Raw genomic sequence first — 13,978 nt, forward strand, 5'->3', positions numbered from 1 at the left:
CTCCTAGCGGTGCAGCCATGCATGAAGCACGGCAAGCAGGTCCTGGCGGTTGACGGGCTTCGACAGATAGTCCCAGGCACCTGCTTCGATGCAACGCTCGCGGTCGCCTTTCATTGCCTTCGCGGTGACCGCGATGATAGGCAGCGTACGTCCGACCGGGCGTTTGCGGATCTCCCTGGTAGTCGTCAGACCATCCATCTCCGGCATCATGATGTCCATCAGCACGATATCGATCTCGGGATCCGTCTCGGCCAGTTTTATCGCGTCGTGGCCATTGTCGGCCCAGACATGGCGCATTCCGTGGTCTTCAAGGACCGTTGCGAGCGCGAAAATGTTGCGCATGTCGTCGTCGACGATCAACGCCTTGCGTCCGGTCAGATCGGCGTCCGACCGGTGCAAATCGTCGATCAGCTCACGCGCCTGATCGCACAAACGTTTCGGAGCGAGGTGCAGCAGGGCGGCGGTCGAGTCGAGCAGACGGCTCATGTCGGGCGCCACGAAGCTGACGAAGCGCTCGCCGGCACGCGTGCCCGACGCGGGCAGATCCGCATCGGGCGCATAGACGATCACAGGCAGCGGCGCGAACGGGCTGCGCTTAACGAGCATCGCGTCTATCTCATGCGGGCTTTTCTCCATCATCCCGGGCCCGACGATCAGGGCGCTAAGATCTTCTTCAGCCAGCGCGCGAGTCAGTTGCTCGTCCGTAGCAGTGAAACCCAACGCGAGCCGCTCGCTCGACAGCAATTGCGCCAATTGCTCGCGCTCAGGCCCTCCCGGCAGCGCTATCAGCACCTTGCGCTGCTTGCCGTCGACGTAGGCTGTGATTGCCCGCAGTGCGTCGTCCAGCACTTCCCGTGACTGAATCGGTTTGGCGAGGAACGCGAACGCGCCGGCCTGCAATGCCCGGTCGCGCGACTCGTCGGTCGAGATGACGCAGACGGGCATAGGACGGGTCGCCATATCGTGCTTGAGCCGGGCGAGCACCCGCCAACCGTCCATGTCCGGCAGAAACAGGTCGAGCGTGACGATGTCCGGCTTGAACTGATCGGCGAGAGTCAAGGCCGCGGCACCGAGCGGCGTGACCAGCCCCTTGAAGCCATGCTCGCGGGCGGCGTCGAGAAGGAAATGCGCGAAGGCCAGATCGTTCTCGACGATCATCAGCACCCGATCCCCAGGCATGATGCTGAGACGGTCGTCGTCCGGCGCGTGGGACAGTTCGCTCGACTCGCTGACTACCGTACTGACGAACTCCTGTGCCGCGAGGGCATTCGCTCGTTCCGCGGCCTCCATGGTTGCGGCCGGTTCGCGCTCAGGCGACCCCGCACCCGTCTCCTCTCCCGCCACGGCGACACTTCGGCGCGCCACCCTGCCGGTCTCACCCGACAACGGGAGATAGAGCGTAAAAGTGCTGCCTTTGTTCGGCGAACTGACGAGGCGGATCTCGCCGCCCAGCAGCTTCGACAGTTCACGGCTGATGGCAAGACCGAGGCCAGTCCCACCATATTTGCGGCTCGTGCTGCCGTCGGCCTGCTGGAATGCTTCGAAGATGATCTGCTGTTTGTCAGCCGAAATACCGATCCCGGTATCGGACACCGAGAACGCGATGACGTCCTGCGCCCGGTTGAGTCCTTCGTTATCCGCGCTCCATCCGCCGAACACCTCTTCGATGGACAGCGTGACATGCCCCCGATGGGTGAACTTGAACGCATTCGACAATAGGTTCTTCAAAATCTGCTGCAGCCGCTTGAGATCGGTGTGAATCGACGCGGGAAGGCGTCCGCCCGCATGGATGACAAAATCGACGCCGCGGGACTCCGCAACATGCCGGAACGTGCGCTCCACGTAGGAAGTGAGGTCGGCGAGCCGATGCGCGGCGAAATCCATCACGACAGTACCGGACTCGATCTTCGACAGGTCGAGGATGTCGTTGATCAACATCAGCAGATCGTTGCCGGACGAGTGAATCGTCCTCGAGAATTCGATCTGCTTGCTCGAAAGATTGCCTTCCGGGTTCTTGCACAGCTGATCCGAAAGAATCAGCAGGCTATTGAGCGGCGTGCGCAGTTCGTGCGACATGTTGGCCAGGAATTCCGACTTGTACTTCGAAGTCAGCGCGAGCTGTTTCGCCTTTTCTTCCAGCGCTTGCCGGGCTTGCTCGACTTCAGTGTTCTTGCGCTCGACCTCCTGGTTCTGGTGCGCAAGCAGTCGTGCCTTTTCCTGAAGTTCCTGGTTGGTCTGCTGCAACTCCTCCTGACGGCTCTGCAGTTCGTGCGCGAGGGACTGCGACTGCTTAAGCAGATCTTCGGTCCGTGTATTGGCTTCGATCGTGTTGATGACAATGCCGATACTTTCGGTCAGCTGATCCAGGAAAGCGAGGTGGGTCGGATTGAAACGCTCGACCGACGCCAGCTCGATCACGCCTTTGACCTGTCCTTCAAAGATGATCGGCAAGACGAGTACATTGTGGGGAACCACGCTGATCAGCCCGGAGGTGATCCGGAAGCTATCGGCTTCGGTCGGCTCCAGCAGAATCTTGCGCCGCTCGACTGCGCATTGGCCAAGAAGTCCCTCGCCGAGTTGCACACGTTTGCCGTGCGACGCGTGTCCGCTCGATGCGTAGCTCGCCCTCAGGCGCAGGGTCGTTGCGTCGGCGGACGCGTCGAGCACGAAAAACTCCGCCTGTTGAACGCCCACCACAGGCGCAAGCTCGGACAGAATCAGTTGTCCCACCGCGACCAGGTCTTTCTGCCCTTGCAGCATGCGGCTGAACTTGGCGAGGTTGGTCTTGAGCCAATCCTGCTCGGTATTGACCTGGGTCGTGTCCTTCAGGTTACGGATCATCTCGTTGATCGTATCCTTGAGCGCCGCGACCTCACCCAATGCCTCGACCGTAATCGATCGCGTGAGGTCACCCTGAGTGACCGCCGTTGCGACCTCCGCGATCGCTCGCACCTGCGTGGTCAGGTTGGCAGCGAGCTGGTTGACGTTCTCAGTCAGCCCCTTCCACGTGCCGGAGGCGCCCGGCACCTTGGCCTGACCGCCGAGCTTTCCTTCCACGCCGACTTCCCGCGCAACGGTGGTCACCTGGTCGGCGAAAGTCGCGAGCGTATCGGTCATGCTGTTGATCGTGTCCGCGAGTGCCGCGATTTCACCTTTTGCCTCGACCGTCAACTTGCGAGCGAGATCGCCGTTCGCGACGGCCGTCACGACCTTCGCGATGCCGCGCACCTGGCTCGTCAGATTGCCCGCCATGAAGTTCACGTTGTCCGTCAGATCCTTCCAGGTACCCGCCACCCCCTGAACGTCGGCCTGGCCACCCAGCTTGCCTTCGGTGCCCACTTCGCGCGCGACGCGGGTGACTTCAGACGCGAAGGAGCGCAGCTGGTCCACCATCGTATTGATCGTGTTCTTCAGCTCGAGGATCTCGCCCTTCACGTCGACCGTGATCTTCTTGGAGAGGTCACCGGCGGCCACCGCTTTCGTCACGTCCGCGATGTTGCGCACCTGACTGGTCAGGTTGCCGGCCATGAAGTTGACGTTGTCCGTCAGGTCCTTCCAGGTGCCCGCCACGCCTTGCACATCCGCCTGCCCGCCGAGCTTGCCCAGCGTGCCCACCTCGCGCGCGACGCGGGTCACTTCCGACGCGAACGAGCTGAGCTGATCCACCATCGTATTGATGGTGTTCTTCAGTTCGAGAATTTCACCCTTGACGTCCACCGTGATTTTTTTGGAAAGGTCGCCCGCCGCCACCGCTTTGGTCACGTCGGCAATATTGCGAACCTGACTGGTCAGATTGCCGGCCATGAAGTTGACGTTATCGGTCAGGTCCTTCCACGTGCCGGCCACGCCTTGCACGTCCGCCTGCCCGCCAAGCTTGCCTTCGGTGCCGACCTCGCGTGCCACCCGCGTGACTTCGGAGGCGAAGGAGCGCAACTGGTCGACCATCGTGTTGATGGTGTTTTTCAGTTCGAGAATTTCGCCCTTGACGTCCACCGTGATCTTCTTCGACAGATCGCCTGCCGCCACCGCGGTAGTAACGTCCGCGATATTGCGCACCTGCGCCGTCAGATTGCTACCCATCGAGTTCACGGAGTCGGTCAGATCCTTCCACGTGCCGGCCACCCCTTGCACGTCCGCCTGGCCGCCAAGCTTGCCCTCGGTACCCACTTCGCGCGCCACACGGGTGACCTCCGACGCGAACGAACTGAGCTGGTCCACCATCGTATTGATGGTGTTCTTCAGCTCCAGAATCTCGCCCTTGACGTCCACCGTGATCTTCTTCGACAGATCGCCCGCGGCCACCGCCGTCGTCACCTCGGCGATGTTGCGCACCTGCGCGGTCAGGTTGCTACCCATCGAGTTGACCGAATCGGTGAGGTCCTTCCAGGTGCCGGCGACGCCCTGCACGTCGGCCTGTCCGCCAAGTTTGCCCTCGGTACCCACTTCCCGCGCGACGCGCGTTACCTCAGAGGCGAACGAGCGCAACTGATCCACCATCGTGTTGATGGTGTTCTTCAGTTCGAGAATTTCGCCTTTGACGTCCACCGTGATCTTCTTCGACAGATCGCCCGCCGCCACCGCCGTCGTCACATCGGCGATGTTGCGCACCTGCGCGGTCAGGTTGCTACCCATCGAGTTCACGGAGTCGGTCAGGTCCTTCCACGTGCCCGCCACGCCTTGCACGTCCGCCTGCCCGCCGAGTTTGCCTTCGGTACCGACTTCCCGCGCGACGCGTGTGACTTCGGATGCGAACGAGCGCAACTGATCCACCATCGTGTTGATGGTGTTCTTCAGCTCGAGTATTTCGCCTTTGACGTCGACAGTGATTTTCTTGGAGAGTTCGCCGGCTGCGACCGCCTTGGTCACCTCTGCGATGTTGCGCACCTGACTGGTCAGGTTGCCCGCCATGAAGTTGACGTTATCTGTCAGGTCTTTCCATGTGCCCGCCACACCTTGCACATCGGCCTGGCCGCCAAGCTTGCCCTCTGTGCCGACCTCGCGCGCCACCCGGGTGACTTCAGATGCGAACGAGCGCAACTGGTCCACCATCGTGTTGATGGTGTTCTTCAGTTCGAGGATTTCGCCTTTGACGTCGACCGTGATTTTCTTGGAGAGATCGCCGGCCGCAACCGCCTTGGTCACCTCGGCGATGTTGCGAACCTGGCTGGTGAGGTTACCCGCCATCGAATTGACCGAGTCGGTCAGGTCCTTCCACGTTCCCGCCACCCCCTGCACGTCGGCCTGGCCCCCGAGCTTGCCTTCCGTGCCGACCTCGCGCGCGACGCGCGTAACTTCCGCTGCGAAGGTGCCGAGTTGCTCGACCATCGTGTTGATGGTCTTGGCGGTACGCAGGAACTCGCCCTGCAGCGCCCTGCCCTCCGCCTCGAGCGCCATGCTCTTCGTCAGGTCGCCCTGTGCGACCGCGCCGATCACGCGGGCGACTTCGCTCGTCGGGTGAACCAGGTCCGCAATCAGGGAATTGATCGCCTCGATAGACTCACCCCAGAATCCGCGCGCGTAGGGAAGCGCCGCACGCTCTTTCAGGCGCCCCTGCTTGCCGACTACCCTGCTGAGGCGGCCGAGCTCTTCCGACATCCTTACGTTTTGCTCAACCACATCGTTGAATACCTGCGAGACCGTGCCATGCATGCCGGTCCAGTCGGGCGGCAACGCCGCCGCCTCGCCTTTCTGCAATGACGTGAGTCCGGCCAGGATGGCCTTTGTGCATTCGTGTCCGGCTTTCGCACTGTCGAACAGAGCGTTGACATGCGTCGCGCTGTCAAGCCACGCGCCTGCGAGCGATTCGGTGGGCACCGCTGCGCCGTCACCGCCCGCCCCGGGCCCGGTTAGACGCTGTGACATCCGCCCGAGGTCCTGGGACATACGTGCCGTCTGTACCGCCAGCGCGTTGAATTCCGACGCGACGTCGCCCGCTTCGCCCAGCCAGTTGTCAGGCAGACGAAAGGATGTGTCGCCTCGGCGTAATGCGCTCAGCGCGTTTGCGATAAGCGAGTATTGGTCATGGGATTGTTGCGACGAATCGACCGCAAATGTGTCCATGCGTTCCTCAACTGTCGTTAAGCAGGCAGTTTGTTATTAATCCGCGGGTGCGCGGAAGGCGTTCAGAATGGTATCTGCGTCGGCGCGGACGAGTGCACCACCGACCGAACGATACTGCAAAATAGAGTACAAACCGCTGCCGCTGCCCGTCTCATGAAATGGTGCGTGCGCCGGATGCGCCGAATACACGTTTCGTGCAATGGAACAGCGTGATTATAGATACGCGAGAGCCTCGGATTTCTTTACGAGATCTATCGTGAAATCTCGGTGGTCGGTCCCATCGCGCTGACCCCCGAAATGCGACATGTCATTCCGACGGTCGGCGCACGATCTGCAAAAGACTTCCTTCCGCTTGCGCTCGAAACCAAGCGGCATTACTGAGAGGACGTCCATCAAACGCTCTTTCAACGATTGTTCTGCGTCGGAAAGAGCCGACCACCGGGAGCCATTTTCCAACGTTGGACGCCTTCAGCCCCGCCAGCTCAAAGCTGCGAAAAAGGGGTTTTGACTGCGAGAAGCTGCCGTAGCCACGTAACATCGGCGTCGGCAGTTTAGAGCCGAGAGAATTTCGGCAGGATAAAGCGGGGCGGCTTTAGAGAACAGGGGGCAAAGCGGAGAGCCTCGACTGGCGCGCCCCGAGCATGGGAAGCTTGGGTTGGTGCATAGTGCGATTTCCGTGTAATTTTCGTACGAACCCGCCGGACACCGACAATACCCCGCCAACTCGTTGATATTTGACGAGTTTTTGGTGCCCCGGCTGGACTTCGGGTTCGTCGATACAGGCCTTGACGACGGCACACTTGGGGTCATCTATGATGGCGCGTCCCACTACGCCATTGAACCATTCGAAGGCGTGACGGTGACATAGCAACCATGTGTCGACGCTCGGGTCGCGGACAAACTCAACGTATTGATGCCGCGACCAGCGCAGCGTCATCACAAAAAACCACGTCTTGTGGATCTCGCCGGTGTGCGCATCGGTGATGGTCGGACCTGCGCCGAAATCAATCTGTGCGGCTTCTGTAAGTTTGAACTCCAGCCGCATCGGTACATCCGGGGTGAGCTCCGCCTTCAATTGCTGAAGTAGCCTGTACACGGATGAGTAGCTTCCCTCGTAGCCGTGGTTGCGCAACCAGCGCGCTGTGAATCGTCGTGCCGGGGACGCCCGCGTCGTGCCACTGGGCAATCTGTTCGCGCCACGGTTCGGCCGACGAGATACAGCTCGCGGGCAGGAACTCCTTGCGGCTGAACGCTGTAGCAAGCTGCGCGTCATCCGGCAGAGCGTTGCCCAGAGAAAGCCACCCACGTTCGGTCGCGATCTCCCGCACGGCTGCCAGCTTCTTACGGCCCATGATCTTCGACCGGTCGATATCCCGGTCGGAGTCACCCTGGCGCATTCGCACCAGAACCTGTCGATATTGATACATGTCGAACTTCCTCTTCAAGCCACCCTCCGGAGCAAATGCGTGCCGGGAGGGTAGCGGTTGGCGAAGTTCGAGCGCCCGACTCAGACGCCAGCGGCGCCTTTACGGCGAAAATCTACGGGCGCCTATACGCCGGAAGACTTGTGGTGCCGAAACGCCGAAAAGTCCCTGGTGCCTTTATGCCGAAAACGGTTTGGCTCCTTAACGGCGAAAGTTCACACGGACTACAGCGTCAACATTGAGATTGCCAATTTCGTCGGCCTTCAGGCGCTGTAGCAACAGATGGGCGTCGCGCAGTCGCGCTTCAAGCTCACCCTTCACGGGCATGATCGGCGCACGTACATCAGGCCTGATCAATCCTTCGAAAGCGAGCATGACTTTTATTGCCGATGGATTCGGTGCACCAAACACAGTGCGAATGACAGGCTGCAGATTGGCAAAGAGCTCGCGCGCCGCGGTACGCCGGCCAGACGCGAAGAGCCGGAGAATGCGCACGAACAACGGGGTGCACACGTGGGCGCTGGCGAGAATGCCGCCGGTGGCGCCGGCCATCAGCCCGTCGTAAAAGGCCTCATCCGTGCCGCACAGCACATCAATGGGCAACTTGCGCAACTGGTCAAAGTGCTCGGGCACGCATTCCTTAATGGCGACGATATGGCGGTGAGCCGTCAAATGTCTGACCGTTTCTGGCTCAATCGATACGCCGGTGCGGTGCGGCACGTTGTACAGCACCAGCGGACGTTCCGTACTTGCGGCAATCTCGTCGAAATGCCATTTCAGGCCGGCTTGATCGGGGCAGATGTACGCGGGTGCGGAGACGAGATAACCCGTAACGTTCAGCGACTCAAGACGCGTGATCTCCCGCCGGAACGCGCGCGTGTCCAGTCCGCCGACGCCGACGATGACGGGCAGCCGGCCGGCGGTCGTCTCGATGATCGTCTTCAGCACGACATCACGCTCGCTGTCGGTCAGCAAGGCGGCTTCGGCGGTCGTGCCGAGTGCCACGACGCCGCTCGCACCTTGAGCGACGTATGAATCGGCGAGCGTTCGCAGCGCGTCCAGGTCGACGTGGCCGGATCGAAACGGCGTCACCAGAGGAATCCAGATTCCGGAGATCATGTCATTTCGCCCGCGTAATGCCGCGTGTGCTGAGCGCACCGATCATCCCTTCCGGCAGCGTCGAGATCAGCGTGTGCAGCGTGAAGTCAAGATCTTCCCGCGCGATGTCGAGCGCGACGCAGATTTCGTCGCGTTTCGTGGTGGTCGTAGCGCGCATATAGACGCCTAGCGGCGAATGAATGAGTGTGGCGAGAAGCTCGTCGGCTTTCGGTCCGTCAAAGACAACCGACAGCGTGGCGCGGCGCCCGCGCAGCGGAATAATCCTGGAGGAAGGGAGCTGCTTTTCCGACCGCGATTGGTTGACCCTGTGATCCTGATACGAAACCGGCTGTGCCTGGCTCATGTTGTGTGATTAACCCGCTTGTGCGGTTGTGAAGGTACGACCATCCTATGCGCACGGATATAAAACTAGTGCAAAATTTTTGCCGGTTCATGCAGACAACCCGCGCGTAACACTTCAAAGCGACGTGAACGGCTAAGCGTGGGTCATCAATGCAAGAACGCTTCGCGCGTCAGAACCGCGTGCGAATCCCCACAGTGCCGACCACCTGATTGCCGGTCGAAGCCTGTGACAGACCGTTGATGTACGCGCCCGTGAATGCCGAGCCTTCTGCGCCGTATGCGTGCTGATAAACGCCTTCCGCGTACACGTCCGTGCGTTTGCTCAACGAGTAGTCCACCATGACCGTGACCTGATGCCATTTCGGATTCGCCGAGCCGTTGGCGGAGGAGAAGGCACCTTGAGTGAACGTGTAAGCACCGGCAAGCGAGAGCGACGGCGTCAGCGCATAGTGCACGTTCGCTTCATAATTGTTGAAGTGCAGCGTGTTGAACGCCTGGGAGATGACCGAGTTCGCGCCGGGCTGCGTATTGTCTAATAGGGTGTGCGTCCACAGCAGGCCGACGCTCGCCGGACCGAAATTGTAGCTGCCGCCGGCGCCCATGACCCGCTGCCGCGACGCCGGGAAATTGACGAAGTCGTTGTTCGACACGGCGCCCGTGGAAGACAGCGACCCGCTGTTCGACTGAAGGTAAGCGGCGGCGAGATTGATGGGACCGTTGCTGTACGAAAGCCCGAGACTGAACGCACGATTGTTCGAAAAGCCGCCTGCTGCGTCGCTGAACCCATAGAGCGCCTCGCCTTGCAGCCCTTTGAAATTCGGGCTCGCATACTTGACCGAATTATTGATGTAGAACGAGTCGTCGACGTTATCATTGTCGAAAGGATGCGCGGCGAGATTGTTGCCGTCGCCATTGTTTGCCAGCGCGATGGGGCCAAGCATGTCGACCACAGCATCATATTGCCGACCCAGCGTGAGCGTGCCATAACTGTCGCCCTGCAGACCCACGTATGCCTGACGGCCGAACATGGTGCCGGAATAGGTATTGCGGCCATTCTGAATGTTGAATCCGTTTTCAAGGCGGAAGATCGCGTGAAGACTCGCGCCGAGATCTTCGCTGCCTTTGAGTCCCCACACCTCGTTCGACAACATGCTGCTTTGCATCTGCACCGCACTGCCGGAACCCTGGTTGTTGGTGTAGACAATCCCTGTGTCGATCAGGCCGTACAGGGTAACGCTGCTTTGTGCGTGAGCGGCTGTTGCGAAGACGGAGAGGACGGCGACGCCAATAATATTGTTTTTCAATTTCACCTCAGGAGGTTATATGTCGATGCGACAGCGCTCGCCAGTGCGCGATGGCCACGCGAGGTGAAACGGACGGACTGCATCGCATTGATGGCAGAAACGCTGAAGCCCGCCGATTGTAGAAAGTGTGAAATAACGGTCGCGGAAAAAGTCAGGCCGCCGCTGCAAAAAGGACGTAAAAACGCGCCGCGATTGCGATGCGCGGGAGTTCAGGCTGCGCGCCGAAGAAGCGTCGGTCTGGGTTCGAGTCGCGTCGTCCAGTTCGCAAGCGTGCGCTCCGCGACGGGTGCACGCGTTAGGATCACGCTGTCGTAGCTGCGCGGCTCGAAGCGCATCGTATCGATGATGCGAAAGCCCTGCGACCTATAGAACGCCACCAGATGTGACGCCTGCTGCGGCGTTTCCAGCGCAAGCTGCGCATAGCCTCGCGTTGCGGCCCAGTGGTCGGCGAATGCGAGCATGTCATTGCCCCGACGATTTTCGTGCCGCATACCGCGACCAGGCAATCGCCCGCTGCGGCGCGACGCCGCGTTGTCGCGATTGTCTGGCTCACACATTCGCAATTCAGCCCTGCGTTACCAAGCGAAGCGAACGCACGATGCAGCAGTGCTGTCATGGATACATATGAATCGCGCTTGATGTCGAACCGTCGCAACTGGATGCGACCGAAGCCGTGACAGACATGCTCAACGCGAACCGAAGCTACGCGACGCTGGTCCACTTTTCCTCCCTCGTGGTCAACATATACATGGGAGTCTGAAAAGCGTCGTAGAAAATTGTCGTAAACATTTTGGCTCCTGGGTTAGATAGAGTTTCGACCTTCACGCTTGGGCCGCCGTTGATGAACGGCCGTTAATGGAAGTCGGGAAGGTCCGTTTTGGCTCGGCACGCGTCCGCGAAGCGATAAGTGCTGGCATTAATCCAGCAGATGCTTATATGGGGATCATGCGGGCGAGCTGGTGACCAACGTGAGGTTATCTGGTCGCGCAGGTGGCCATCGCATGAGCAATAACTCACCCGACGAACTCGCCGGTTTCCTCGGAGCGCAGAGGCATCGACGTCATACTGCCGCGAAGATGGAGCGTGGCGATCGCAAAACCACGGCAGTGATTCAGTCGGCGTCGTTCGGGTCACGGTTCCAAGTGCGCACGTTGGTGCCGTTGGCGTTCGGTGAGATAACGGCTCTTCGCGTTGGACCGACGAGACCCTCGACCTTTGCCATCGTCAAATATTTTTCTTCCAGCCGGTCGAACACATTCCTGGCAGGCTTACCTCGTCCGGCGTCAGAATCAGCGATGCCATGCTCCAGCGCGGCGCCTAAATCGTCAAAGCCGCTTTTCCGCTCGCTCATGACGCGTTGGGCTTTGGGCCGACGGCTTGCGTGTCAGTGCGCGCTCCGCGCGGAACAAGAGCGGACGGAGAAAGTGCACGCAAAGTGGAACTGGTCCCGCGTGCTGCATGTCATGTGGACGTTTCATAGCATAGCTACGGGTGTCGTTTACGACATCCGTGGCGAATACTCACAGGATCTAAGGGGATTTGTACGGAAGACTAGATGGTGCGCCCGGCTGGGATCGAACCAGCAACCCCTGCCTTCGGAGGGCAGTACTCTATCCATTGAGCTACGGGCGCTTCACCATGAGAACTGCGCGAAAGCGCGGCAACCTGAACGGACGCGACGCCAAAGCGAGAGACCGCAAGGATACCCGGTTTCGACCGGACCGTCCACCGGACGGCCCGCGAGCAGCCTTTCGACGCCATTCCAATCTCCACACGCCGGCCGTGCCGATGCGGGTAAACGCCTGCTGAACAGCTCCCAGGCCCCCTCGCCGCCGTCGAAACGTTGCGTCTATAATCGTCCGTGGCTGACAAAGAACAAGAAGTTGCCGTCGCGCTGTACCGCTCACATTCCCACGGAGACGAGACAAGCATGAGCGAAGCACCACACGGAGCCCCGATCAAAACCCCAGCACAGCTCATCGCCGCGATCATCGCCGGGTTCGCTGTGCCCATCGTCATCATCGTTCTGCTCGCCGTCTACGTCGATAACTCGACCCGCACCGGCGCCGGCACCGACTCCCTTTCCGAAGCCGAAGTCACTTCGCGGATCCATCCGATCGCCCAGGTCGACATCCGCGACGCCAATGCGCCCCGCGTCTACAAGAGCGGCGAGGAAGTCTACAAGGCGGTCTGCTCCGCCTGTCACGCGTCGGGTGCCGCGGGCGCGCCGAAGTTCACCAATACCGCCGACTGGGCGCCGCGCATCGCGCAGGGTTTCGACACGCTCTGGCATACCGCGCTGTCCGGCAAGGGCGCGATGCCGCCGCGCGGCGGCACTAGCCCCGACGATTACAGCGACTTCGAGATCGCCCGCGCGGTCGTCTATATGGCGAATAACTCAGGCGCGAGCTTCCCCGAACCCGCGCAGCCGGCGGCGGGCGCGGCAGCGGCCTCCGGCGCGGCGGCAGCTTCGGGTGCCGCGGCCGCAGGCGCATCGGACGCGGGCGCGGCCCAGGCCGCCGCGGCCATGGCGGCGATGGCCAGCGTGCCGCAGACTCCGGCTCCGGCCGCGGGCGGCGCGCAAAGCGCGGACGCGTCGCAGGCCGGCAAGGCGCTCTATCAGGCTGTGTGTCAGGCGTGCCATGCGGCCGGCGTGCTGAACGCGCCGAAGTTCGGCGACAAGGAAGCCTGGGCGCCGCGGCTGAAAGATCCGATGGACACCGTCTACAACTACGCGCTGCACGGCAAGGGCGCGATGCCGCCGAAGGGCGGTTCGAATGCGTCCGATGCGGATGTAAAGGCCGCCGTCGACTATATGGTTAGCGCCGCGAAGTGAGCCGCTGAACAAAAAATCCCTGCATGCGGCGACGCATTGCAGGGATTTTTTTTACACGCGACGAATCGCAACAGCGACACCAGCAGTCGCCCCTTCAAGCCTTCTGCAACAACGCCTTCAAGGTCGCCAGCCGGTCCTTCGGGGACATCGGTGCTTCTTCGGGCGTCGGTGGCGGCGCGTCGTCGAGCAGCATTTCGGCGATAAAGCGCGACGGCTCGCACACCACCGTCTCCCGCGCGCGCTTGCGCTTCTTGCACCAGTTCAGATTCAGACTGCGTTGCGCGCGCGTGATCGCGACGTACATCAGACGGCGTTCCTCCTCGATGCGCGCGTCGTCGATCGGTTCGTCGTCGGCGCCGCCGCGGTGCGGCATGATGCCTTCCTCGACGCCGACCAGAAACACGTGCGGATATTCGAGTCCCTTCGATGCATGCACGGTCGACAGCCGCACCGCGTCCGGATCTTCGTCGCGGCCTTCGAGCATCGACATCAGCGCGACGGTCTGAATCAGGCCGAGCAGGCTCTTGCCGGTGTCGCCAAAACCGTCGGCGGTGTCGTAGCCGGTCGCTTCACTGCCGTCGCCATTCTGCGGTTCTTCCTTGGTGCCCTTGCGCTTCAGCCATTCGATGAATTCGAGCACGTTCTGCCACTTCCCCTGCGCCTGACGTTCGTCGAACGCGTCGTACAGGTAGGCCTCGTAATGGATCGCCTCCATCAGCTCGTCGAGCAGCGTGCCGGCCGCGTCCTTTTCCGCGCGATCGGTGAGGCGCTGCATGAAATCGCAGAACACGCGCATCGGCTCGATCTGGCGCGGCGACAGGCGCGCTTCGATGCCGCCCATGTACACTGCCTCGAACAACGACACCTTCGCCTGACCCGCGAACGAACCCAGC

General features: G+C 61.1%; 8 protein-coding genes, 1 tRNA gene and 1 pseudogene. 1 reads left to right on the forward strand and 9 read right to left on the reverse strand.

Going from position 1 to position 13,978, the window contains the following annotated elements; translation table 11 throughout:
• Positions 1-3: 3 nt before the first annotated feature.
• The 8 genes and pseudogenes from VGH68_RS07825 to VGH68_RS07860 form a co-directional block, all read right to left on the reverse strand.
• Entirely contained in the window at positions 4-6,060 is a 6,057-nt protein-coding gene (locus VGH68_RS07825) for a hybrid sensor histidine kinase/response regulator (protein ID WP_331602995.1), read from the reverse strand.
• 757 nt (positions 6,061-6,817) lie between these two features.
• Positions 6,818-7,487: pseudogene (locus VGH68_RS07830) on the reverse strand (IS21 family transposase); the annotation flags it as partial.
• Between the two features lie 198 nt (positions 7,488-7,685).
• Entirely contained in the window at positions 7,686-8,603 is a 918-nt protein-coding gene (locus tag VGH68_RS07835) for a 4-hydroxy-tetrahydrodipicolinate synthase (protein ID WP_331602996.1), read from the reverse strand.
• Position 8,604: 1 nt separating this feature from the next.
• Positions 8,605-8,946, reverse strand: coding sequence for a hypothetical protein (locus VGH68_RS07840; protein ID WP_331602997.1), 342 nt, complete (start codon positions 8,944-8,946; stop codon positions 8,605-8,607).
• A gap of 169 nt (positions 8,947-9,115) precedes the next feature.
• Complete coding sequence (locus VGH68_RS07845) at positions 9,116-10,249, reverse strand: porin (protein ID WP_331602998.1); 1,134 nt, start codon at positions 10,247-10,249, stop codon at positions 9,116-9,118.
• Between the two features lie 209 nt (positions 10,250-10,458).
• Positions 10,459-10,710, reverse strand: a complete 252-nt coding sequence (locus VGH68_RS30075) for a hypothetical protein (RefSeq protein WP_414696910.1) — start codon at positions 10,708-10,710, stop codon at positions 10,459-10,461.
• A 650-nt stretch (positions 10,711-11,360) separates the two neighbouring features.
• Positions 11,361-11,600 carry a hypothetical protein gene (locus VGH68_RS07855; protein ID WP_331603000.1) on the reverse strand — a complete coding sequence of 80 codons (240 nt, stop codon included), beginning with the start codon at positions 11,598-11,600 and terminating at the stop codon, positions 11,361-11,363.
• 205 nt (positions 11,601-11,805) lie between these two features.
• Positions 11,806-11,881, reverse strand: a tRNA-Arg gene (locus tag VGH68_RS07860).
• Between the two features lie 298 nt (positions 11,882-12,179).
• On the opposite strand from VGH68_RS07860, the gene VGH68_RS07865 reads away from it, so the two are divergent.
• Positions 12,180-13,085, forward strand: a complete 906-nt coding sequence (locus VGH68_RS07865; protein ID WP_331603001.1) for a c-type cytochrome — start codon at positions 12,180-12,182, stop codon at positions 13,083-13,085.
• A 94-nt stretch (positions 13,086-13,179) separates the two neighbouring features.
• Here the strand turns inward: VGH68_RS07865 and VGH68_RS07870 are convergent.
• A partial coding sequence (locus VGH68_RS07870) for an ATP-dependent helicase (RefSeq protein WP_331603002.1) occupies positions 13,180-13,978 on the reverse strand: 799 nt, incomplete at its 5' end.

The sequence above is a fragment of the Paraburkholderia sp. genome, assembly GCF_036488505.1.
Taxonomy (GTDB): Bacteria; Pseudomonadota; Gammaproteobacteria; order Burkholderiales; family Burkholderiaceae; genus Paraburkholderia.